Annotated in this window: 24 protein-coding genes; 17 read left to right on the top strand and 7 right to left on the bottom strand. The window is 69.8% G+C overall.

Annotated features, from left to right (window positions below; all coding sequences use genetic code 11):
- The 4 genes from BC793_RS43600 to BC793_RS43585 all read left to right on the top strand — a co-directional run.
- The coding region (locus BC793_RS43600; RefSeq protein ID WP_109602510.1) for a phosphoglycerate kinase at positions 1-964 on the top strand (964 nt) is incomplete at its 5' end.
- The gene (gene tpiA, locus BC793_RS43595; RefSeq protein WP_109602509.1) at positions 964-1,755 is read left to right on the top strand and encodes a triose-phosphate isomerase; all 792 of its coding nucleotides are present in this window, start codon (positions 964-966) and stop codon (positions 1,753-1,755) included. The genes BC793_RS43600 and tpiA, both read left to right, overlap by 1 nt.
- 90 nt (positions 1,756-1,845) lie before the next feature.
- The gene (secG, locus tag BC793_RS43590; protein WP_109602523.1) at positions 1,846-2,100 is read left to right on the top strand and encodes a preprotein translocase subunit SecG; all 255 of its coding nucleotides are present in this window, start codon (positions 1,846-1,848) and stop codon (positions 2,098-2,100) included.
- Between the two features lie 150 nt (positions 2,101-2,250).
- Complete coding sequence (locus tag BC793_RS43585; protein WP_109602508.1) at positions 2,251-2,592, top strand: RNA polymerase-binding protein RbpA; 342 nt, start codon at positions 2,251-2,253, stop codon at positions 2,590-2,592.
- A 120-nt stretch (positions 2,593-2,712) separates the two neighbouring features.
- Here the strand turns inward: BC793_RS43585 and BC793_RS43580 are convergent, their stop codons facing one another.
- Complete coding sequence (locus BC793_RS43580; protein WP_109602507.1) at positions 2,713-3,315, bottom strand: GNAT family N-acetyltransferase; 603 nt, start codon at positions 3,313-3,315, stop codon at positions 2,713-2,715.
- Between the two features lie 105 nt (positions 3,316-3,420).
- Between BC793_RS43580 and BC793_RS43575 the strand changes: the two genes are divergently transcribed.
- Genes BC793_RS43575 through BC793_RS43565 form a run of 3 tightly spaced genes read left to right on the top strand, consistent with a single transcriptional unit; the run spans position 3,421 to position 4,863 of the window.
- On the top strand, positions 3,421-3,816 hold the full coding sequence (locus BC793_RS43575; protein WP_109602506.1) for a hypothetical protein: 396 nt from the start codon (positions 3,421-3,423) through the stop codon (positions 3,814-3,816).
- Positions 3,817-3,862: 46 nt separating this feature from the next.
- Entirely contained in the window at positions 3,863-4,438 is a 576-nt protein-coding gene (locus BC793_RS43570; protein ID WP_109602505.1) for an RNA polymerase sigma factor, read from the top strand.
- Positions 4,435-4,863: a hypothetical protein gene (locus BC793_RS43565; protein ID WP_109602504.1), complete on the top strand. Its 429-nt coding sequence runs from the start codon at positions 4,435-4,437 to the stop codon at positions 4,861-4,863. Before BC793_RS43570 ends, BC793_RS43565 begins: the two co-directional genes overlap by 4 nt.
- Positions 4,864-5,038: 175 nt before the next feature.
- Here the strand turns inward: BC793_RS43565 and pgl are convergent, their stop codons facing one another.
- From pgl to tkt, 5 genes are all read right to left on the bottom strand, one after another.
- Positions 5,039-5,785, bottom strand: coding sequence for a 6-phosphogluconolactonase (pgl, locus tag BC793_RS43560; RefSeq protein WP_109602522.1), 747 nt, complete (start codon positions 5,783-5,785; stop codon positions 5,039-5,041).
- A gap of 66 nt (positions 5,786-5,851) precedes the next feature.
- Positions 5,852-6,835 carry a glucose-6-phosphate dehydrogenase assembly protein OpcA gene (locus BC793_RS43555; RefSeq protein WP_109602503.1) on the bottom strand — a complete coding sequence of 328 codons (984 nt, stop codon included), beginning with the start codon at positions 6,833-6,835 and terminating at the stop codon, positions 5,852-5,854.
- The gene (gene zwf, locus BC793_RS43550; protein ID WP_109602502.1) at positions 6,832-8,349 is read right to left on the bottom strand and encodes a glucose-6-phosphate dehydrogenase; all 1,518 of its coding nucleotides are present in this window, start codon (positions 8,347-8,349) and stop codon (positions 6,832-6,834) included. The genes BC793_RS43555 and zwf overlap by 4 nt, the downstream gene beginning before the upstream one ends.
- 77 nt (positions 8,350-8,426) lie before the next feature.
- Entirely contained in the window at positions 8,427-9,563 is a 1,137-nt protein-coding gene (gene tal / locus BC793_RS43545; RefSeq protein WP_109602501.1) for a transaldolase, read from the bottom strand.
- 36 nt (positions 9,564-9,599) lie between these two features.
- Positions 9,600-11,714 carry a transketolase gene (tkt, locus tag BC793_RS43540; protein WP_109602500.1) on the bottom strand — a complete coding sequence of 705 codons (2,115 nt, stop codon included), beginning with the start codon at positions 11,712-11,714 and terminating at the stop codon, positions 9,600-9,602.
- Between the two features lie 259 nt (positions 11,715-11,973).
- Here tkt and BC793_RS43535 point away from each other — a divergent pair, with 259 nt between their 5' ends.
- The 3 genes from BC793_RS43535 to BC793_RS43525 all read left to right on the top strand — a co-directional run bounded on the left by BC793_RS43535 (position 11,974) and on the right by BC793_RS43525 (position 14,304).
- On the top strand, positions 11,974-12,933 hold the full coding sequence (locus BC793_RS43535; protein WP_373871314.1) for a heme o synthase: 960 nt from the start codon (positions 11,974-11,976) through the stop codon (positions 12,931-12,933).
- Positions 12,934-13,132: 199 nt separating this feature from the next.
- Entirely contained in the window at positions 13,133-13,426 is a 294-nt protein-coding gene (locus BC793_RS43530) for a hypothetical protein (protein ID WP_093610417.1), read from the top strand.
- The gene (locus BC793_RS43525) at positions 13,426-14,304 is read left to right on the top strand and encodes an ATP-grasp domain-containing protein (RefSeq protein WP_109602498.1); all 879 of its coding nucleotides are present in this window, start codon (positions 13,426-13,428) and stop codon (positions 14,302-14,304) included. Before BC793_RS43530 ends, BC793_RS43525 begins: the two co-directional genes overlap by 1 nt.
- 1,155 nt (positions 14,305-15,459) lie before the next feature.
- Here the strand turns inward: BC793_RS43525 and BC793_RS43520 are convergent.
- Positions 15,460-16,446, bottom strand: coding sequence for a COX15/CtaA family protein (locus BC793_RS43520; protein ID WP_373871312.1), 987 nt, complete (start codon positions 16,444-16,446; stop codon positions 15,460-15,462).
- Positions 16,447-16,560: 114 nt separating this feature from the next.
- Here BC793_RS43520 and BC793_RS43515 point away from each other — a divergent pair, with 114 nt between their 5' ends.
- From BC793_RS43515 to sufU, 7 genes are read left to right on the top strand one after another with little or no spacing between them, the layout of a single operon-like run.
- Positions 16,561-17,286 carry a helix-turn-helix transcriptional regulator gene (locus BC793_RS43515; protein WP_109602496.1) on the top strand — a complete coding sequence of 242 codons (726 nt, stop codon included), beginning with the start codon at positions 16,561-16,563 and terminating at the stop codon, positions 17,284-17,286.
- Positions 17,283-18,704: a Fe-S cluster assembly protein SufB gene (sufB, locus tag BC793_RS43510; RefSeq protein WP_109602495.1), complete on the top strand. Its 1,422-nt coding sequence runs from the start codon at positions 17,283-17,285 to the stop codon at positions 18,702-18,704. The genes BC793_RS43515 and sufB overlap by 4 nt, the downstream gene beginning before the upstream one ends.
- Before the next feature lie 47 nt (positions 18,705-18,751).
- Positions 18,752-19,879, top strand: a complete 1,128-nt coding sequence (sufD, locus tag BC793_RS43505) for a Fe-S cluster assembly protein SufD (protein ID WP_109602494.1) — start codon at positions 18,752-18,754, stop codon at positions 19,877-19,879.
- Positions 19,879-20,211: a Rieske (2Fe-2S) protein gene (locus tag BC793_RS43500; RefSeq protein WP_109602493.1), complete on the top strand. Its 333-nt coding sequence runs from the start codon at positions 19,879-19,881 to the stop codon at positions 20,209-20,211. The genes sufD and BC793_RS43500 overlap by 1 nt, the downstream gene beginning before the upstream one ends.
- Positions 20,208-20,966, top strand: a complete 759-nt coding sequence (gene sufC, locus BC793_RS43495; protein WP_109602492.1) for a Fe-S cluster assembly ATPase SufC — start codon at positions 20,208-20,210, stop codon at positions 20,964-20,966. Before BC793_RS43500 ends, sufC begins: the two co-directional genes overlap by 4 nt.
- 11 nt (positions 20,967-20,977) lie before the next feature.
- Entirely contained in the window at positions 20,978-22,207 is a 1,230-nt protein-coding gene (locus BC793_RS43490; protein ID WP_109602491.1) for a cysteine desulfurase, read from the top strand.
- Complete coding sequence (sufU, locus tag BC793_RS43485; RefSeq protein ID WP_109602521.1) at positions 22,204-22,659, top strand: Fe-S cluster assembly sulfur transfer protein SufU; 456 nt, start codon at positions 22,204-22,206, stop codon at positions 22,657-22,659. Before BC793_RS43490 ends, sufU begins: the two co-directional genes overlap by 4 nt.
- Positions 22,660-22,724 lie beyond the last annotated feature (65 nt).

Raw genomic sequence — 22,724 nt, 5'->3', positions numbered from 1 at the left:
GCCGGTCGCCACGCGGCTGGGCGAGCTGCTCGGGTCCACCGTCGTCTTCGCCGACGACACCGTCGGCCCGGCCGCCACCGAGGCCGTCGCGGCTCTCCAGGACGGCCAGGTGCTGCTGCTGGAGAACCTGCGCTTCAACGCCGGCGAGACCTCGAAGGACGACGCCGAGCGCGGCGCCTTCGCGGACCAGCTGGCCGCGTTCGCCGACTTCTACGTCGACGACGCGTTCGGCGCGGTGCATCGCAAGCACGCCTCGGTGTTCGACGTGCCGGCCCGCCTGCCGCACTACGCCGGTGGTCTCGTCCTGAAAGAGGTCGAGGTCCTCCGCAAGGTGTCGCAGAGCCCGGAGCAGCCCTACGTCGTCGTGCTCGGCGGCTCGAAGGTCTCCGACAAGCTCGCCGTCATCCAGGCGCTGCTGCCCAAGGTCGACAAGCTGCTCGTCGGCGGCGGCATGTGCTTCACCTTCCTCAAGGCCCAGGGCCACGAGGTCGGCAAGTCGCTGCTCGAGGCCGAGATGGTCGCCGTCTGCGCCGACCTGCTCGCGCAGGCCGACGGTCGGATCGTCCTGCCGGTCGACGTGGTGGCCGCCACCGAGTTCTCCGCCGACGCCACGCACGACGTGGTGGCCGTCTCGGAGATCCCGGCGGACCGGCTCGGCCTGGACATCGGCCCGAAGTCGACCGAGCTCTTCGCCTCCGCCGTCGCGGGCGCGAAGACGGTCTTCTGGAACGGCCCGATGGGCGTGTTCGAGCTGGCGCCGTTCGCCGCGGGTACCCGTGGCGTGGCCGAGGCGATCACCAAGATCGACGGCTTCTCGGTCGTCGGCGGCGGTGACTCCGCGGCCGCGGTGCGCACGCTCGGCCTCGACGAGTCGGCGTTCGGTCACATCTCCACCGGTGGGGGCGCGTCCCTGGAGTACCTCGAAGGCAAGACGCTGCCGGGCGTCGCCGCTCTGGAGAAGTGATGGGTGACGTGACCCGCAAGCCGATCATCGCCGGTAACTGGAAGAGCAACCTCAACCACTACGAGGCCAATCTCCTGGTGCAGAAGCTGGCCGCGAGCCTGACCGTCGAGCAGCTGACCGCGGTCGAGACCGTGGTGCTGCCCCCGTTCACCGATCTGCGCACCGTGCAGACCGCGATCGAGGGCGACAAACTGGCGATCGTGTACGGCGCTCAGGACATCTCGCAGCACGCCGGTGGGGCGTACACGGGCGAGATCGCCGGTGCCTTCCTGGCGAAGCTGGGCGCCACCTACGTGGTGGTCGGGCACTCCGAGCGCCGGGAGTACCACAACGAGTCCGACGAGCTGATCAACGCGAAGAACAAGGCGGCGTTCGCGGCCGGTCTCGTGCCGATCTTCTGCGTCGGCGAGGGCCTGGCGATCCGTGAGGCCGGCAACCAGGTCGAGCACGTGCTCGCCCAGGTGGACGCCGGTCTGGAGGGGCTCAAGACCGAGCAGCTCAAGCAGATCGTCATCGCGTACGAACCGGTGTGGGCGATCGGCACCGGCAAGACCGCGACGCCGGAGGACGCCCAGGAGGTCTGTGGCGCGATCCGGGGCCGGCTGCTGGAGAAGTTCGGTGCCGAGGTGGCCGACGTGGTCCGTATCCAGTACGGCGGGTCGGTCAAGTCGGGCAACATCGCGCAGATCATGGCGAAGCCCGATGTGGACGGCGCCCTGGTCGGCGGTGCGAGTCTGGACGCCGAGGAGTTCGCCTCCATCGTGCGTTTCCCGGAGCACGTCCAGCGCTGAGAGTAATTTGTGCGTGCCCGGCCGTATGTTCCGGCCGGGCACCCGCTATTGTGGGACGGCTGTTGCCCTTCGAGAGGAATGAACCCGACGATGCCGATCGCGTTCGCTTACACGTTGATCGTGTTGCTGATCATCACCAGCATTCTGCTGACCCTGCTGATCCTTCTGCACCGTGGCAAGGGCGGCGGCATGTCGAGCATGTTCGGTGGCGGCGTCACCTCCAGCCTCGCCGGCTCCTCGGTGGCGGAGAAGAACCTCGACCGCTACACCGTTCTGGTGGGAATCATCTGGTTCGCCTGCATTGTCGGGCTGGGCTTCTGGCTGAAGGTCCAGCTGGCTTCCTGACAGCGCGCTGTAGTCGTACAATCTGCCGCGCGGCCGGTTTTTCCGGCCGTGCGGTTTTTTGTTCATGCTGTCCGGTTCGCGCTGCCCCTCGCGAGATCCCCGGGACCGGACGGCTCCCACGACAAGCCCCTCGAGACAGGAGCGACGTCCGTGTCCAGTGGCAGCGCTATCCGTGGAAGCCGTATCGGGTCCAGCCCGATGCGACCCGACGAGCGCAGCGAACCCGCACCGCGCAGGCAGGTGACCTATTACTGCGCGGCCGGTCACGACAGCATCATCTGGTTCGCGGCCGAGGCGGCGAACCCCGACACCTGGGACTGTCCGCGGTGCGGGCAACCGGCCGGCCTCGACCCGTCCGCCCCGCCGGGCCGGGCGCGCACCGAGCCGTACAAATCGCATCTGGCGTATGTGAAGGAGCGCCGCTCCGAGGAGGACGCCGCGGCGATCCTCGCGGAGGCGCTCGCCAAGGTGCGTCAGCGCCGCGGCGAATGATCGACGGCTGACCGGCCGGGCAGAACGGCCGGTCAGCCCTTCAACGGCACCCCGGTCAGCCGTTCAACGGCACCCCCGGTGGCCCATCAGTGGCACCTCGGTCAGCCCATCAGTGGCACCTCAGAGCGGGCCGGTGTCACGCCCCACGAACCGGGCACCCGGGTCGGGCACCGGGATGTCGTGGAAGCCCAGCTTGCGGTAGAACGTGTAGGCGCCCTCGTTCTCGGCGGCCATGCCGAGATGCACCCCCTCCACACCGGCGGCGCGCAGCCCGGCGAGGAAGGCCGCCATCAGCCCGCGGCCGTGGCCCCGGCCCTGCCACTCGGGCAGCAGGTCGATGTGCAGGTGGGCGGGGTAGCCGGTGAACTCCGGCCGCAGCATCTTCTCCGGCGCGTTGAACACCGCGGCCAGGTCCCGGTCACGCGGGTCGTCCGCGGCGAACCGGCCGGCCGTCGCCGGGATCCACTCCTTGCGGAACCACTCGACGAACGCCGCGGTGTCCGCCGTCCCCAGGATGTAGCCGACCGCGGCGCCCGTCCCGTCGTCGAGCACGTGCGCGTGTTCCGGCTCACGGGTCACGTACGGCACCGCCCACACGTCGCCGAGCATGCGGTCCGAGGTGTGCCGGCCGCGGGCATCACCCCCCGCGGCGGCGGTACGCACGCAGATGTCATAGATCGCGTCGAGGTCGGTGGGCCGGTAGGCGCGAATGATCGGCTGCATGCCTCGAAGCCTAGATCTGTGTCTCACGTCACAAGCGAGGCGCCAACCTTCCGGCCGGCCGCGCGTCTACTCCTGCGACAACACCAACGAGCATGGAGTGTCTAGATGCGTATCTCCACCCGTGGCCTGGCCCTCACCGTCGGCGCTGTGACCGTGCTGGGCATCGCCGGTCTGTCGGCCACCGCGTTCGCCGACGACGCCAAGCCGGCCCCGGCCCCGGCCACGTCCCCGGCCACCGGCCACAAGCCGACCGCCGAGCCGGCCACCCCCGCCCCCACGAAGTCGGTCAAGGAGACCGCGGCACCGGCCACGTCCCCGGCCACCGGCCACAAGCCGACCGCCGGGCCGGCGCCCACCGTCTCCCCGGCGAAGCCCGCCGCGACCCCGGGCAAGGGACCCGCCGCGACCCCGGCTCCGGCGAAGCCCGCCGTCACGCCGGGCACCGGGCCCGCCGCGACCAAGGCGCCGAAGCCGGCCGTCACGCCGTCGCGCTCGCGCTGACCCGGAAGGTACCGTTCGTTCCCGCCATACGACCCCCGGGGCGCCTGTGATCTCCGTACTGCCGATTCCTTCGCTGCTCGCCTGGCTGCGCGGACTCTCCGCCGGCGTGCGGGCGGGCGGTCGTGGTGCCCCGGGCGCACCGCCGGCGATCAACGAGCTCTACCACAGCCGGCGGCTCAGCATGGTGCGGCTGGCGGTGCTGATGGTGGACGACCTGTCCACCGCGGAGGACATCGTGCAGGACGTGTTCACCGCGCTCTACCGGCGGCACGGACCCGATCTGCGCGGGGTGACGGATCCGAACGCGTACCTCACCACCGGGGTGACCAACGCGGCACGCTCCGCGCTGCGCCGCCGCCGCACCGCCCGCGCCTATCTTCCGCCGCCGCCGGAGGCCGTTCCGGCGGCGGAGGACGAGGCGCTGCTCGGGGTGGGCGACCGGGAGATGCTGGGGGCGCTGCGCGGCCTGACCGCCCGGCAGCGCCAGGTTCTGGTGCTGCGCTACTGGTCGGAACTCTCCGAGGGGGAGATCGCCGACACGCTGCGGGTCTCGCGCGGCACGGTCAAATCGACGGCGCACCGCGCGCTGTCGATCCTGCGCGCACGACTGGGGGAACGATGACCGACGAGTTGGAACTGCGGCTGCGCGGCGCGCTGGCCGCCCGGGCCGGTCAGATCACCCAGGAGCGGCTGCGGTTCGGGATCCCACCGACGGTCGCCGTACCCCGCAAACCGTCGCGTCTGTGGCGCTGGCTGCCGCTGCCGGCCGGAGTGGCGATCGCGGCCGTGGCGCTGACCCTGGCCCTGGGACCCCGCTCACCCGAACCTCCGCCGGTCCAGCCCGCCGATCCGGTGGTCACCGCGCCGCCCTCCACGCCTGGCACCACGTCGCCCGCAAACCCGGAGCCGGCGCCGTCGCAGACGCCGTCGAAATCGCCGTCGGCCTCCACGAAGTCACCCCCGCCCGCCGCGTCCACGCCGGAGTCCGGCTCGAAGACCACCGCGGTTCCCGCGGTGACCCCCAACGGTCGGCCCAGGACGCAGTGACTTGGGGGCGGTCGGCTCGCGGTGCGGTCGACTCCGGGCGGTCGGCTCGCGGTGCGGTCGACTCCGGGTAGTCGGCCCGCGGCGCGGTGACTCCGGGCAACCAGTCTGCGGCGCGGTGACCGCGGCGCGCTGACCCGCGGTGGTCTTCGCGCCGCGGGTCACCGCACCATCGGGGTCAGGGCTGGGCGGGAACGTTCGCCGCGGCAGCGCGGTCCAAGAGCCAGAGCGTCTTCTGTACGCCCGTCGCGCTCGCCGCCGGCAGATGCCCGCCGGACAGCACCGTGCCGATCGGGGCCGCCTTGTCCGGCCCGGCGGCGATCAGCCACACCTCGTCGGCGCTCTGGATCGTCGACAGGGTCAGGGTGACCCGCGTGGGCGGCGGTTTCGGGCTGTCGAAGGTGGCGGCCGTGACACCGGTCTCCTGGAGCACCGGGTGTTCCGGGAAGAGCGACGCCACATGCCCGTCCTCGCCGACGCCGAGCATCAGCACGTCGAAGCGGGGCACCGCCGAGCCTGGATCGGCCGCGGTGGCCAGATCGGCGGCGTACCGGGCGGCGGCCGCGATCGCGTCCTCGCCGTCCGGGCCGTCGGAGGCCGGCATGGCGTGCACGCGGGCCGGGTCGAGCGGCAGCTTGTCCAGCAGGGCCTCGCGCGCCTGGGTCTCGTTGCGGTCCGGGTCACCGGACGGCAGGAACCGCTCGTCCCCCCACCACAGGTCCACCCGGGACCAGTCGATCGCGGCGGAGGCGGGCAGCTCCCGCACCGAGCGCAGCACCTTCGCCGCGACCCGCCCGCCGGTCAGCACCACGCTCGCCGAACCGTGCACCGCCTGCGCGTCGATGATCTTGATGGCGAGCCGTGCCGCCACCGTGGACGCCAGGATGTCGGCGTCCGGAACCACCACGACCACGGTCTCACTCAATGGGGTCTCTCCCTCATGCGCGAGGCCGCCCGCCGCGGAGCGGCGGACGGCCTCGATCAATGGATGTCAGGCAACGGAACTGGCGATCGCGGCCATGGCCGGATCCTTCCAGACGTGCACCCGGGCCGGGTTGCGATGGTCCAGACCGGACAGTCCGGCCATGGCGCCGAGCGCGTCCGCGTAGATCTGGTCGGCGTCGAGCCGGCGCAGCTCCTCGGCCAGCTCATCGCCGACCGGCCGCTTCGGCAGCGGCATGTAACGGTCCTCCTGGCCGGTGCGGCTGAACAGGGCCGTGCCCTCCTCGCGGGTGACCCGGACACAGTCGCCGTTCTCGCACTGCAACTCCACCGAGTGCAGACGGGGCGACCGGTCGGTGTGCTCCAGCACCGGCTCGATGCCGAGCCGCGACTTGAGCCAGCCCAGCATCAGCCAGGCCGTCGGGTCACGGTCGGGCGCCACGATCGTCGCGCCGGTCACCCGGGCCTCGGTGCTGTCGAACGCGCCGGCCACCAGGGACCGCCACAGCGTGATCCGGGTCCAGGTGAGGTCGGTGTCGCCGGGCGCGTAGTCGACGGCCCGCTGCCGGAGCGCGGCCACCGGGTCCGGCGCCTGGGCGCTGTCGGTGATCCGGCGCTCGGAGACGACGCCGAGGAAGTCGTTGGCGATCATGTTCGGCGGATCCTGGTGCCACCACGTCACCACCGGGACGTCCGGGGCGAGCAGCGGCATCACGACCGACTCGGCGTGCAGCGCGAGACGGCCGTACATCCGCATGACGACGGCCTCGGCCGGGCCGAGACGCCCGCCCACGACGATCTCGGCGTCCAGCCGGCTGCGGCCCTCCATGTCGGAGCGGACCACGATGAGCAGCCGGCAGGGGTGCGCCGCGGCGGCGATGGTGGCTGCCGCCTCGGCCTCCCGGACCTTCTTCTCCTCGACCACCGCGATCAGTGTCAGCGCCAGGCCCGAGGCCACGCCGCCGGCGCTGCGCCGCTCCGCGGCCAGTGCCTTGACGACCTCGTTACCGGTGGTGTCCCACAGACCGATCATGCCCGCCTCCAGGTACGGCCTTCGCGTGCCAGCATCTCGTCGGAGGCCCGCGGGCCCCACTCGCCGGCCCGGTACGGCTCCGGTTTGTTGCCCGACCAGGCGGCCTCCAACGGGTCGATGACCCGCCAGGACTGCTCGATCTCGGCCGCGTCCGGGAAGAGCGTCCGGTCGCCGATCAGCACGTCCAGGACCAGCCGCTCGTACGCCTCCGGGCTGGACTCGGTGAACGCCTCGCCGTACTGGAAGTCCATCGCGATGTCGCGGACCTCCATCGAGGTGCCCGGCACCTTGGAGCCGAACTTGAGGACCACGCCCTCGTCCGGCTGCACCCGCACGACGAGCTGGTTGTGGCCCAGCATCTCCACGTCGGCCGGGTCGAACGGCAGGTGCGGCGCCCGCTTGAACAGGATCGCGATCTCGGTCACCCGGCGGGGCATCCGCTTGCCGACCCGCACGTAGAACGGGACGCCGGCCCAGCGCCGGTTCTGGATGCCGAGGCGGACCGCGGCGTACGTCTCGGTGGTGGAGTCGGCCGGGATGTTCGGCTCCTCCAGGTAGCCGACGGCACGCTCACCGGCCACCCAGCCGGGAAGGTACTGCCCGCGGACGGAACCGGTGTTGATGTCGGCCGGCAGTGCGATCGCCTTGAGGACCTTGAGCTTCTCCGCTCGTACCTCCTGGGGGTCGAAGCTCGTCGGCTCCTCCATGGCCACCAGGGCCAGCAGCTGGAGCAGATGGTTCTGCAGGACGTCGCGGGCGGCGCCGGAGGCGTCGTAGAACGCCGCGCGGGTGCCGATGCCGACGTCCTCGGCCATGGTGATCTGCACGCTGTCGACGTACTTCGAGTTCCATACCGGCTCGAACAGGCTGTTCGCGAAGCGCAGGGCCAGAATGTTCTGGACCGTCTCCTTGCCGAGGTAGTGGTCGATCCGGAAGACGTCCTCCGGGATGAACACGTCGTCGACGAGCTGGTTGAGCTGCACCGCGCTGGAGAAGTCGTGACCGAACGGCTTCTCCACCACGACCCGGCGCCAGCCGCCGGTCTTCGACGGGTCGGCCATGCCGGTGCGGTTGAGCTGGTTGAGCACCAGCGGGAACGCGGCCGGCGGGATGGAGAAGTAGAAGGCGGTGCTGCCGGCGATGCCGTTGCGGACCCGCAGATCGTCGAGAGTCTCGGCGAGCCTGTCGAAGTCGCCGTCGTCGTCGAACGAGCCGGGGACGAAGTGGATCTGACTGCTGAGCCGCTGCCAGACGTCCTCGCGCCAGGGCGTCCGGGCCCCCTTCTTGGCGGCGGCGTAGGCGAGCGATTCGAAACTGCCGTCACCCCAGTCGGCGCGGGCGAAGCCCACCACCACGAAACCGGGGGGAAGCAGACCACGGTTGGCCAGGTCGTACACGGCCGGGATGAGCTTCTTTCGGGACAGGTCACCGGTGACCCCGAAGATGACCAGAGCACAGGGCTCCGGGATCCGCGGAAGCCGACGGTCCTGTGCGGTGCGCAGCGGATTACCCACGTTGCCATCCTGCCAGTTTTTTGATGACGGAGCGGCCTGTCGCGGGAGTCCCCGCGACAGGCCGCTGATGGTGCTCGTCAGGCAGCGTCGCTGGGGTTGTCAGCCCCGGAGGCGGCGGCCTTGAGGGACTTGGTGACGCCCTCCAGCAGCTCGTTCCAGCTCGCCTCGAACTTCTCGACGCCCTCCTCCTCGAGGACCTTGAACACGTCGGCGAAGTCGATGCCGACGGCCGCGAGGTCGCTGAAGGCCTGGTGGGCGTCCGCGAAGTTGCCGGTGACGGTGTCGCCGCGGGTGGTGCCGTGGTCCTCGTACGCGAAGATCACCGGCTCCGGCATGGTGTTCACCGTGCCGGGCGCGATCAGCTCCTCGACGTAGATGGTGTCGAGGAACTCCGGGTTCTTCGTGCCGGTCGACGCCCAGAGCGGGCGCTGCGGGTGGGCGCCGGCGCCGGCCAGGGCCTTCCAGCGGTCGCCGCCGAAGACCTCGGTGTACGCCTCGTACGCCAGCCGGGCGTTGGCGATGGCCGCCTTGCCCTTGAGCGCCTTCGCCTCGTCCGAGCCGATCTTGTCGAGGCGCTTGTCCACCTCGCTGTCCACGCGCGAGACGAAGAACGACGCGACCGAACCGATCTTGGACAGGTCGTGGCCGTTCGCCTTCGCCTGCTCCAGGCCGGTCAGGAAGGCGTCCATCACCGCCCGGTACCGCTCGACCGAGAAGATCAGCGTGACGTTGACGCTGATGCCCGCGGCCAGCACCTGGGTGATGGCGGGCAGGCCGGCCAGCGTCGCCGGGATCTTGATGTAGAGGTTGGGCCGGTCGACCAGCCACCACAGCGTCTTCGCCTCGGCGACGGTGGACCCGGTCTCGTGCGCCTTGCGCGGGTCCACCTCGATCGAGATGCGGCCGTCGATGCCGTTGGACGCGTCGTACGCCGGGCGGAAGATGTCGGCCGCCCAGCGGACGTCCTTGGCGGTCATCAGCCGGATCGCCTCCTCGACCGTCACACCCTGCGCGGCGAGGTCGCGCAGCTGCTCGTCGTAGGCGTCGGCGTCGGAGAGCGCCTTCTGGAAGATGCTCGGGTTGGTCGTCACGCCGACCACGTGCTGCTCGGTGCGCAGCTTGTCGAGCGAGCCGCTGGTCAGCCGGACCCGGGAGAGGTCGTCGAGCCATACCGCCACGCCTTGGGCGGAGAGTTCAGCCAGCCTGTCGGTCATTTCCCTCAGCTCCTGAATATCGAAAGGGGTAGAAGTTCAGTTGCCGGTCTTGTGACCGGTGATCTCGCCGACCTTGGCGAGGGAGGCGTGGGCCTTCGCGACGACGTTGTCAGCGGTGAACCCGAACTGCTCGAACAGGACCTTCGCCGGGGCGCTGGCGCCGTAGTGCTCGATGCTGACCGCCTCGCCGGCGTCGCCGATCAGGCGGTCCCAGCTCATCCGGATTCCGGCCTCGACGCTCACGCGGGCCTTCACGCCGTGCGGCAGCACCTGCTGCTGGTAGGCGGTGTCCTGCTGGAAGAACCACTCCTGGCAGGGCATCGAGACGACCCGGGTGGGGGTGCCCTCGGCCTCCAGGCGCTCCTGGGCGGTGAGCGCGATCGACACCTCGGAACCGCTGGCGATCAGGATCACCTGCGGCACGCTCGCGGACGCCTCGGAGAGGATGTAACCGCCCTTGAGGGTGCCCTCGGCCGACGCGTACTTCGAGCGGTCGACGGTCGGCAGGTTCTGCCGGGACAGCGCGAGCGCGGTCGGGCGGTCGGTGTGCTCCAGGGCGCCACGCCAGGCCCACGCGGTCTCGTTGGCGTCGGCCGGGCGGACCACGTCGAGGCCGACGATCGCCCGCAGGGCGGTCAGCGTCTCGATCGGCTGGTGCGTCGGGCCGTCCTCGCCGAGACCGATCGAGTCGTGCGTCCACACGAACACGACCGGCAGCTTCATCAGCGCGGACAGGCGGACCGCGCCGCGCATGTAGTCGCTGAAGACCAGGAACGTGCCACCGTACGGCCGGGTGCCGCCGTGCACCGCGATGCCGTTGAGGATCGAGCCCATGCCGTGCTCGCGGATGCCGAAGTGCAGCGTGCGGCCGTACTCGTGACCGGGGAACTCCTTGGTCGCGTACTCCGCGGGGATGAAGGACGGCTCACCCTTCATCGTGGTGTTGTTGCTCTCCGCCAGGTCGGCGGAACCGCCCCACAGCTCGGGCAGGACCGGGGCCAGCGCCTCCAGGACCTTGCCGGACGCGGCGCGGGTGGCCAGGCCCTTCTCGTCCGCGGGGAACTCGGGCAGCGCCTTGTGCCAGCCCTCCGGGAGGGTCCGGGAGGCGAGGCGGTCGAAGAGTGCCTTGCCCTCGGTGTTGCCGGCCGCCCAGGCGTCGAACTTCTGCTGCCAGGCGGCGCGGGCCTCCCGGCCACGCTCGACGACCTGCTGCGCGTGCTTGATGACCTCGTCGTCGATCGCGAACGGCTCGTCGGCGAAACCCATCAGCGCCTTGGTCGCGGTGATCTCGGCGGCGCCCAGGGCGGAACCGTGGATCTTGCCGGTGTTCTGCTTCTTCGGCGCCGGGTAGCCGATGACCGTCTTCAGCACGATGAACGACGGCTTGTCGGTCACCGCCTTGGCGGCCTGGATCGCGTTCCAGAGCTCCTCGACGTTCTCGACGTACGGCTCGGTGCTGCGCCAGTCGACGGTCTGGACGTGCCAGCCGTACGCCTCGTAGCGCTTGCCGACGTCCTCGTTCTTGGCGATCCGGGTGTCGTCCTCGATGGAGATCTCGTTGTCGTCGTAGATGACCACGAGGTTGCCGAGCTTCTGCACCGATGCGATGGCGCTCGACTCGTGGCTGACGCCCTCCTCGATGTCGCCGTCCGAGGCGATCGAGTAGACGTAGTGGTCGAACGGCGACTCGCCGGCCGGGGCGTCCGCGTCGAGCAGGCCGCGCACCCGGCGGGCCGACATGGCCATGCCGATCGCGTTGCCGATGCCCTGGCCGAGCGGGCCGGTGGTGATCTCGACGCCGGGGGTGTGCCCGTACTCCGGGTGACCGGGGGTCAGCGAGTCCCACTGGCGCAGTGCCTTCAGGTCATCCAGCGACAGGCTGTAACCGTTGAGGAACAACTGAATGTAGAGAGTGAGGCTGGAGTGACCACAGGACAGCACGAAGCGGTCGCGGCCCGCCCACTCCGGATCCGTGGGGTCGTGCCGCAGTACTCGGTTGAACAGCAGGTAGGCGGCCGGGGCCAGGCTCATGGCGGTACCGGGGTGGCCGTTGCCGGCCTTCTCCACGGCGTCCATGGCCAAGACCCGGGTGGTGTCCACCGCCTTGCGGTCGAGGTCGGACCAGTTGAGAGCGGGATCTGTGGCAGCCACGTCGGTTCTGCTCCTCGGGCAAAATTATGGAACCCTTTTCGGCTTGACCCTATCCAGTCGGCCTAAACGTCTGCGCAGCGAACGCACTAGGCACATACGCTGTGAGCGGACACGCCGGTTCGACGGGTGTGACCGCTTGCACCCGTGCCGGGTGCCCCGAGCAGCGGAGACGGCTACGCGTAGGCTGTCCGGGTTGGCGGCCGGGTCATCACCCGATCAACGGCCGCGAAATACAGGCGATGCCGGAAGGTGGCTGTCCGTGAGCATGATCACCGAGCGTCCCGTCCAACGGCGGACGCCCGGCGGTGCCGATCGCCCCGATGGCGCGGAGCGCGTCGAGGCACGGCGGAGCTGGGTTGCGGTGTTCCGGGCGTACCTCGTCCTGACCAAGCCGCAGATCGTGGAACTGCTCCTGGTCACCACCGTGCCGACCATGATGCTGGCCGCCCAGGGCTGGCCCGACCCGGTCACCTTCGCGGCCGTGCTGGTCGGCGGCGGTCTGGCGGGCGGCGGGGCGAGCGTTCTCAACTGCTACATCGACCGCGACATCGACCAGCTGATGCGGCGTACGAAACGACGCCCGCTGCCGGCCAATCAGATGACGCCGCGTGCTGTGCTGATCTTCGGCCTGACACTGGCTGTGATCTCGGTCGCGCTGATGGCGCTTCTCACCAACTGGTTGGCGACCGCGCTGACGGCGTTCTCCATCTTCTACTACGACGTCATCTACACGCTCTGGCTGAAGCGGCGTACCCCGGCCAACACGTTCTGGGGTGGAGTGTGCGGCGCGGCTCCCGTGGTGATCGGCTGGGCCGCCGTCACGAACACCATCCCGCCGATGGCGTGGGCGCTTTTTGCGATTGTCTTCTTTTGGCAGATGCCGCACTTCTATGCGCTCGCCGTGAAGTACAAGGACGACTACGCCCGCGCCGGCATTCCGATGCTGCCGGTGGTCCGCTCGATGAAGCGGGTCAACTTCGAGATCATCCTCTACACCGTCCTCACCGTGGTCGCCTCGCTCGTCGCGTGGCCGCTGGGTCTCGGGCCGGTCTACGGGGTCACGGCGATCATCATGGGCGCCGTCTTCCTCTTCGAGGCGATCCGCCTGGCACGGCAGGAGGGCGGGGGCACGGCGGTCAAGCCGATGCGCCTGTTCCACCTGTCGATCACGTACCTCACGGTGGTCTTCATGGCCATCGCGGTTGACGCTCTGATCTGACCCGTCGCACAGGATGCCCGGATTGTCAGTACTGGGGGTCACTGTCCGTCACTCGTTGGGCGGATTCCCGCTGCGAGCACAAATCGGGCGTAATATGCTCATAACATGCGGCAGAATCTTGAAACCTGCAGGTAATTGGAGTCACAAAAAGCGATCGGAGTGCACACCGTGGCGTCCTTGACTGCTTAGGCTGCGCAGCATGGCAGAAGGTTCCGTTACGACACTGACCTCCGAGATCAAGTCTTTCGCCGCCGGACACGGCGGCGCGAAGGCGGTGATCGAGTACGTCGGTAAGCGCGGCGCCCGCATCGTCCTCGTCGGAGAGGACGGCGAGTGGTCCGACCAGTTCGCCCCGGACACCGGTGTCGCGCGCGAGGCGTGTGACCACGCGGGTGTTCAGGTGGAGAACGAGTGGGAGCGCGAGCTCCTGGAGCAGATGCGGCCCAGCAACGACCTGTGGCGTTCCATGTCGCGCCGGAGCATGGCCCGCTGATGGGCCGTGACTCACGGGTCGCGCTGGTCACCTCGAAGGACTTCCCCGACCTGTGGGACGACGACCGCCTCCTGCGTGACGCGCTCCGCGAGCGCGGGGTGGCCGTCGACGCGGTCTGCTGGGACGACCCGGCGGCCGACTGGTCCGTCTACGACCTCGTGGTTCTCCGGTCCCCATGGGACTACACCGACCGTCGCGACGAGTTCGTGGCGTGGGCCCGCTCCGTCCCACGGCTCGCCAACCCGGCCGACGTCGTCACGTGGAACACCGACAAGCGCTACCTGAACGAGCTGGCGGCCGCCGGGATCCCGATCATCCCGACCGAGTTCGTCGGCCCCGGGCAGACCTGGACGCCTCCGGCCGACGGCGAGTGGGTCGTCAAGCCGACGGTCAGCGCCGGCAGCCGGGACACCGCCCGTTATCTGCTGCCCGGCCAGCTCGCCGACGCCACCGCGCACGTCCGGCGGCTCACCTCGGCCGGGCGGACCGCGATGATCCAGCCCTACCTGTCCGCGGTGGACACCGCCGGTGAGACCGCGGTGCTGTGCACCCCGGACGCGACCGGGCGCCTGAGCTTCAGCCACGGCATCCGCAAGTCCGCGATGCTCACCGTCCGGGGTGACGTCACGGTGGACCTCGACTCGGAGCGGATCACCGCGCGGACGCCGTCACCGGCCGAGCTCGAGCTGGCGGCACGGGTGCTCGACGTCGTTCCCGGCGGTGTCAAACACCTGCTCTACGCCCGGGTCGACCTCATCCCCGGGCCGGACGGCACGCCTACGCTCATCGAACTGGAGCTGACCGAGCCGTCGCTCTTCCTGCGGCACGCGCCGGGTGCCGCCGATCGGCTCGCCGACGCGATCCTCGCCCGCATCTGACAGAACGCGACACCAGCGCGTGGTGCTCGGCGATCGCCGGGCACCACGCGCTTTCGCGTCCAGCTTCGCGCTCCCAACCGGTCTCGCGCCCCGCGGGCCGCGCCCGTCTGATCTCCCGCCCAGCGTCCGGCCCCGCTTCCCGCCCGGCTCGGATCGGCTCGCGCGCCTGATCTCCCACCCGCGTCCAGCCCTCCTTCCCGCCCGGGCCGGATCGGCCTGCGCGCTTGATGTCGCGCCCCGCGTCTCGTCCCGCTTCCCATCCGGCTCGGATCGACTCGCGCGCCTGCTCTCGCGCCCCGTTTGTCCGGCTTGGTTCTTGCGTCCGGTTCGATTCTCGCGTTCGGCCTCGCTGCCGCCTCTGTCCGTCTCCGCGTCCGGGTTCGAGTTCGCGTCCTCGCCCCCGAGATGTCGATCGGGACTGTCTACGCAACAACGGTGGATCAAGCCTGGCTGGTCCTCACCGCTGTTTCAGGCGTGCTGAGGCAGCGGTGGCAGCCAGCTGGATCTTGTTGGCTGGTCCTCACCGCTGTTTCGGGTGTGTTGAGGCAGCGGTGGCAGCCAGCTGGATCTTGTTGGCTGGTCCCCACCGCTGTTTCAAGGGTTGCGAGACAGCGGTGACGGCCAGCCGTGCAAGATCGGCGGCCACCGGCTGCACCCCGAAATCAGACGCCGCCCTGTGGATCTTGTGGAGTTCGGCGTGAGCGGTGTGTCGGCAGTCAACATCAACGCCCGATCGGGTGCTCGGTGCGGCGATCGTGTGCCGGTGTGCCGGTGTGCCGGTGTGCCGGTGTGCCGGTGTGCCGGAGTGCCGAAACTCTGCAAGATCGCCCGGCGGGCGTCTCTACCGGGTGATCTTGGGGAGTTGATGGCAGGCGAGCGAGGGCCGCGACGGAGAGATGGCCGTTGGTGGCAAGGGCGGCAGGGGCGGGCGGCGGGTGGTCGCTTGCGGGGAGCGCCAAGGGCGGAAAGGCCGAGGGCGGGGAAGGCAGCGGGTGGGAAGGCCCGAGGACGGGGCCGGCCGAAGGCGGGGAGGGCCGAAGGCGGGGAGGGGCGAGGGCGGGATCGGCCGAAGGCGGGGAAGGCCGAGGGTCGGGAGGCCTAGGCCGGGAGGGCTGCGGGTGGGGAGGGCTGCGGGTGGGGAGGGCTGTGGGGTGGTCAGGGGGCGGCGACGGGCTCGGCGGCTGGGGAGGGGACGGGCCGGGGTGCCGTCGGCGGGGTGGTGACGGCCGGCCGGGAGCGCAGCGACCACAGGACCGACAGCGTGGCGACCCACACGAGGCCGGAACCGAGCATGTGGGCGGCGACCAGCGCGACCGGCAGATGTGTGAAGTACTGCACGAAGCCGATCAGCCCCTGGCTCATCTCGACCCAGAACAGCACCGCCGCCGCCCGGATCGCGGCCGCCGGGGCGTTCACCGCGCGCAGCGCGAACCACAGCGCCACGGTCAGCCCGATCAGCAGAAAGACCAGGTCGGCGTGGACCTGCGAGACCTGCTGCGGGTCGAGGTTGTTGCGCTTGGCGCCCTGGTCGCCGGAGTGCGGGCCGCTGCCGGTCACCACCACGCCGGCGGCGATCACCGCGAGGCTGGCCGCGGTCGTGACCCACGCGAGCTGCCGGATCGGGGCCGGCACCAGCGGCACCGGGTCGCCGTCGCCCTCGTCCACCCGGCGCCAGAGCGCGAACGCCCCGGCGATCAGGGCGATCGAGAGGATGAAGTGCAGGCCGACCACCCACGGGTTGAGGTTGGTGAGCACCGTGATGCCGCCGATGACGCCCTGCCCGGGGATGCCGAGCGCGACCGCGACCGACAGCCGGGTCAGTGAGCGCCGGCGGCGGGCCAGGGCGCCGAGGAAGCAGGCCACGGCGATCGCCACGAGGACGAAGGTGAGCAGCCGGTTGCCGAACTCGATGGCGCCGTTGATCCCCATCTCGGGGGTCGACACGTAGGAGTCGTCGGTGCACCGGGGCCAGGTGGGGCAGCCGAGCCCGGACTTGGTGAGCCGCACCGCCGCGCCGGTGACGATGATGCCGATGTTGGCGACCACCGAGGCCAGCGCCAGTCCGCGCAGCGAGGACCCGCACCACCGGACGGGGCGGGAGGCCAGGAAAGCGGACGTCAGGCGCTCCGTGGAGGACTTCACCCCGCGCATCGTACGCTCGCTGCCGATCTTGATTTTCGCAGCTCCGGTAGGCGGTGGGGTGGATCACCGGGGGCCGGTTTGCAGGGTTCGGAGGAAATACGTAACGTTGGCGTAGTGAAAAACGAGGTGCTGATCCAGATCGGCGTGACGGCTCCGGCCGCCGCGGCCGACGGTCGCACCCGTGACCGTGTCGCGCAGCTCCTGCTGAAGCGTGGCGCCACGACCGCGGCCGAGCTCGGCGCCGCCCTGGGCCTGAGTCCAGCCGCCATCCGCAAACACCTCGACGCGATGCTCGCCGAGAGTCTCGTCGAGACCCGCGAGCTGCGTAACGACAAGCCCCGCGGCCGTGGCCGCCCGGCGAAGGCCTTCGTCCTGACCGCCGCCGCCCGCGAGGATCTCAATCCGCATCACTACGACGGCATCGCCACCGCCGCGCTGCGCTGGATCTCTCAGCAGCACGGTCCGGAGGCCGTCTCCGCCTTCGCCGCCGCCCAGGTCAAGGCACTCGAGGAGCGCTGCGAGACGGCGTTGCTCGAGGCCGGCGACGATCCGATCGCCCGTGCCGAGGCTCTTGCCGAGGTGCTTACCGCCGAGGGTTACGCTGCCAGCGCCTCGACGATCGCGTCCGGCGGGCAGCTGTGCCAACATCACTGCCCGGTGGCTCACGTGGCTGCCGAGTTCCCTCAGCTGTGCGACGCCGAGACCGAAGTCATCTCCCGGCTCATCGGCACCCACGTGCAGCGCCTCGCCACCATTGCGCACGGCGACGGGGTGTGCACCACGCACATTCCGGCACGCGGTCCGCAAACCACCGCAATCACGGTTAGGACAGATACATGACTGACCAGATCGTCACTCAGGAAGAGCACCTCGCCGCTCTTGGTCGGTACGAGTACGGCTGGGCCGACACCGACACCGCGGGCGCCACCGCCCAGCGTGGTCTGTCCGAGGCGGTGGTGCGCAACATCTCCGCGCTGAAGAGCGAGCCGGAGTGGATGCTCAACCTCCGGCTCAAGGGCCTGCGCCTGTTCGGCCGCAAGCCGATGCCGAACTGGGGCGCCGACCTGACCGGGATCGACTTCCAGAACATCAAGTACTTCGTGCGGTCCACGGAGAAGCAGGCCACCTCGTGGGAGGACCTGCCCGAGGACATCAAGGCGACGTACGACAAGCTGGGCATCCCGGAGGCGGAGAAGCAGCGTCTGGTCGCCGGTGTCGCCGCGCAGTACGAGTCCGAGGTCGTCTACCACGCGATCCGTGAGGACCTGGAGCAGCAGGGCGTCCTGTTCCTGGACACCGACACCGCGCTGCGGGAGCACGAGGAGCTCTTCAAGGAGTACTTCGGCACCGTCATCCCGGTCGGTGACAACAAGTTCGCCGCGCTGAACACCGCGACCTGGTCCGGTGGCTCCTTCATCTACGTGCCGAAGGGCGTGCACGTGGACATCCCGCTGCAGGCCTACTTCCGGATCAACACGGAGAACATGGGCCAGTTCGAGCGGACCCTGATCATCGCCGACGAGGGCAGCTACATCCACTACGTCGAGGGCTGCACGGCGCCGATCTACTCGTCCGACTCGCTGCACTCCGCGGTCGTCGAGATCGTCGTGAAGAAGAACGCCCGCGTGCGGTACACGACGATCCAGAACTGGTCGAACAACGTGTACAACCTGGTCACCAAGCGTGCCACCTGCGAAGAGGGCGCGACCATGGAGTGGGTCGACGGCAACATCGGCTCCAAGGTGACCATGAAGTACCCGGCCGTCTACATGACCGGCCCGCACGCCAAGGGCGAGGTCCTCTCGATCGCCATGGCCGGCGAGGGCCAGCACCAGGACTCCGGCGCCAAGATGGTGCACGCCGCGCCGCACACCTCCTCGACGATCATCTCCAAGTCGATCGCCCGGGGCGGTGGCCGTACGTCGTACCGCGGTCTGGTGCAGGTGCTGGAGGGCTCGTCGCACTCGAAGAGCACGGTCAAGTGCGACGCGCTGCTGGTCGACACGATCTCCCGGTCGGACACGTACCCGTACGTCGACATCCGTGAGGACGACGTCAACATGGGCCACGAGGCGACCGTCTCCAAGGTCAGCGAGGACCAGCTCTTCTACCTGATGAGCCGCGGTCTGACCGAGGACGAGGCGATGGCGATGATCGTGCGCGGCTTCATCGAGCCGATCGCCAAGGAGCTCCCGATGGAGTACGCGCTGGAGCTGAACCGCCTCATCGAGCTCCAGATGGAAGGGGCCGTGGGTTAATCACCCGCCCGGCCGACCCCCTTAGAACGCGGACTTAAAAGGACGAAATGACTACCGAGGCCATCGCCCCGCCGAGCACCAAGTCGCAGGTGCTGCGCTCCTTCGACGTCACCGACTTCCCGGCCCTCGACGGCCTGGAGGAGGAGTGGCGATTCACCCCGCTCAAGCGGCTGCGTGACCTGGTCACCGCCACGTCGCTGAGCGGGGCGGCTCCTTCGCGAGAGTACGGCGACCTCCCCGCCGGTGTGACGGTGTCGGACGCGGACGACGTGGACCCGGTGCTCACCCCGTTCGACCGGGTCAGCGCCCTGGCGTACGGCTCGGCCGCCGGTGTCACCGTGATCGAGGTGGCGCCCGAGGCCGAGCCGGCCCAGCCCGTGGTCATCCGGCTGGTCGGCAAGGGCGGCGACGCCGCGGCCGCGCGCACCTTCGTCAAGGTGGGCGCGTTCGCCAAGGCGACGATCATCCTGGAGCAGACCGGCTCGGTCACCCTGGCCGACAACATCGAGGTCGTGATCGGCGACAGCGCCCAGCTGACCTTCGTCACGCTCGCCGAGTGGGACCGGGACGCGGTTCAGGCGCAGCACATCAAGTTCGTGGTCGGCCGGGACGCCCGCGTCCAGCACCTCCAGGTCACCCTGGGCGGCGACCTGGTGCGCCAGTTCGCCTCGGTGGAATATGCGGGGCGCGGCGGCGACGCCGAGCTGTGGGGCCTGTACTTCGCCGACTCCGGCCAGCACCACGAGCACCGCCAGCTGGTCGACCACTCGGTGCCGGACTGCCGCAGCTACGTGGGTTACCGCGGGGCGCTCCAGGGGAAGTCGGCGCACACCGTCTGGGTCGGCGACGTGCTGATCCGGGCCGCCGCCACCGGCACCGACACGTATGAGATCAACCGGAACCTGCTCCTCACCGACGGGGCGCGCGCGGACTCCGTACCCAACCTGGAGATCGAGACCGGCGAGATCGCCGGCGCCGGGCACGCCAGCGCGACCGGCCGTTTCGACGATGAGCAGCTGTTCTACCTGATGGCTCGCGGCATCCCCGAGGGGGAGGCCCGCAAGCTGGTGGTCCGCGGCTTCTTCGCCGAGCTGATCAACAAGATCCCGGTCGAGGCGCTGCGTGAGCGGCTCGGCGACGCCATCGAGGCTCGTCTGGTCGAGGCAGGTCAGTAGTGGCTTTCGAGAACGTCGGCCCGGTGTCGGACGTCGCGAAGGGCACCGCCCTCCAGGTGGAGGTCGACGGTGTCGAGATCGCGGTGGTCCACGCCGACGACGATCAGTTCTACGCCGTCCGCGACGAGTGCAGCCACGCCTCCGTGGCCCTCTCCGAGGGGGAGGTGGACGGGTGCACGCTGGAGTGCTGGCTGCACGGCTCCCGTTTCGACCTGCGCACCGGCGAACCCTCCGGACCGCCCGCCTTCACCCCGGTGGCGGTCTACGCCGTCGAGATCCGCGACGGCGACATCTACGTTTCGACGACACCGAGTAATGGAGTAGAGCCGTGAGCACCCTGGAGATCCGCGACCTGCAGGTTTCGGTGAAGCTGCCCGAGGGCGAGCTGAAGCCGATCCTGAACGGTGTCGACCTGACCGTGAAGGCCGGCGAGACCCACGCCATCATGGGTCCCAACGGCTCCGGTAAGTCGACCCTCGCCTACTCGATCGCCGGCCACCCGAAGTACGAGATCACCGGCGGTTCGGTGACCCTCGACGGCGTGGACGTGCTCGAGCTGAGCGTCGACGAGCGCGCCCGGGCCGGCCTCTTCCTGGCCATGCAGTACCCGGTCGAGGTGCCCGGCGTCTCGGTGGCGAACTTCCTGCGTACCGCCAAGACCGCGATCGACGGCGAGGCGCCCAAGCTGCGCACCTGGGCCGGCGAACTGCGTACCGCCATGGAGAAGCTGGAGATGGATCCGGCTTTCGCCCAGCGCAACGTGAACGAGGGCTTCTCCGGTGGTGAGAAGAAGCGTCACGAGATCATGCAGCTCGAGCTGCTCAAGCCGAAGGTCGCGATCCTCGACGAGACCGACTCCGGTCTCGACATCGACGCGCTGCGGATCGTCAGCGAGGGTGTCAACCGGGTCCGCGCGACCGGGGAGACCGGCTTCCTGCTGATCACCCACTACACCCGGATCCTGCGCTACATCAAGCCGGACTTCGTGCACGTCTTCGTCGGCGGCCGGATCGTCGAAGAGGGTGGCCCGGAGCTCGGCGAGCAGCTCGAGGCCCAGGGTTACGACAAGTACAAGGTCAGGGCCTGAGGGGTTAACTGATGAGCTTCGACGTCGAGCGGGTCCGTAAGGACTTCCCGATCTTCCAGCGGGAGGTCAACGGCCACCCGCTGGTCTACCTGGACAGCGCCAACACCTCGCAGAAGCCGGTTCAGGTGCTCGACGTCATGCGTGCGCACCAGGAGCGGTACAACGGCAACGTGTCCCGCTCCGTGCACACGCTCGGCACCGAGTCGACCGAGGCCTACGAGGGTGCCCGGGCCCGCATCGCGACCTTCATCGGTGCGGCGAGCCCGGACGAGGTGGTGTTCACCAAGAACTCCACCGAGGCGATCAACCTGGCCGCCTACTCCCTGGGGCAGATGCTGCGTCTCGGGCCGGGCGACGAGGTGGTGATCTCCGAGATGGAGCATCACTCCAACCTGGTGCCGTGGCAGCTGCTCTGCGAGCGGACCGGCGCGACCCTGCGCTGGTTCGGCATCACCGACGAGGGCCGTCTGGACGAGTCGAACCTGGACGCCCTGATCACCGAGCGGACGAAGATCGTCTCGCTGGTGCACATGTCGAACGTGCTCGGCACGGTCAACGACGTGTCCCGGATCTCGGCGCGTTCCAGGGCCGTCGGTGCCCTGCTGATGCTCGACTGTTCGCAGTCGGTGCCGCACCTGCCCCTCGCGGTGGGCTCCCTCGGCGCCGACCTGATCGCGTTCACCGGGCACAAGATGCTCGGCCCGACCGGCATCGGCGTCCTGTGGGGCCGGTTCGACCTGCTGTCGCAGATGCCGCCGTTCCTGGCCGGCGGTTCGATGATCGAGACGGTCACCATGGGCGGCACGACCTTCGCCGCGCCTCCCGCGCGGTTCGAGGCCGGCACCCCGCCGATCACCGAGGCCATCGGCCTGGGCGCGGCGGTCGACTACCTCACCGGGCTCGGCATGGAGGCGATCCACCAGCACGAGCAGGACATCACGCGGTACGCGCTGGACGCGCTCTCGTCGGTGCCCGACGTGCGGATCTTCGGCCCGGCGACGATCGAGGGCCGGGGCGGTACGGTGTCGTTCGGCGTCGACGGGGTACACCCGCACGACGTGGGACAGATCCTGGACGCGCTCGGCGTCGAGGTGCGGGTCGGGCACCACTGCGCGCGGCCGGTGTGCTCGCGGTTCAGCGTGCCCGCGATGACCCGGGCCTCGTTCTACCTCTACACGACCACGGCGGAGATCGACGCGCTCGCGCGTGGGCTCGACCAGGTCCGGAAGGTGTTCGGCTGATGCTCGACGGTCTCTACCAGGAGATCATCCTGGACCATTACAAGAACCCGCACGGGCGCGGTCTGCGGGACCCGTTCGACGGCGAGGCGCACCACGTCAACCCCACCTGCGGTGACGAGATCACCGTGCGGGTGTCGGCCGATCTGGCGGACATCTCGTACGACGGTCTCGGATGCTCGATCAGCCAGGCCTCGGCCTCGGTGTTGTACGAGCTGCTGGCGGGTAAGGACGCGGTTGCGGCCTCGGAGATCCACCACGCGTTCGTGGAGCTGATGCAGAGCCGTGGCCAGGTCGAACCGGACGAGGAGGTTCTCGGCGACGGGATCGCCTTCGCCGGGGTGGCCAAGTTCCCGGCACGGGTGAAGTGCGCGTTGCTGCCGTGGATGGCGTTCAAGGACGCGGCGGCGCGCGCTGGTGTGGACGTGGGCGCGAGCCCGGAGGTGAAGGCATGACTGACCATGTGGATACTGCCCGGACCGTCGCCACGGCTCCGGCTTCCGGAGCCGCCCCCGGCGCC

The sequence above is a fragment of the Actinoplanes xinjiangensis genome, from assembly GCF_003148685.1.
GTDB lineage: Bacteria > Actinomycetota > Actinomycetes > Mycobacteriales > Micromonosporaceae > Actinoplanes > Actinoplanes xinjiangensis.
Note: the sequence above shows the minus strand (reverse complement) of the source record. Positions and strands in the feature narration are given on the sequence as shown.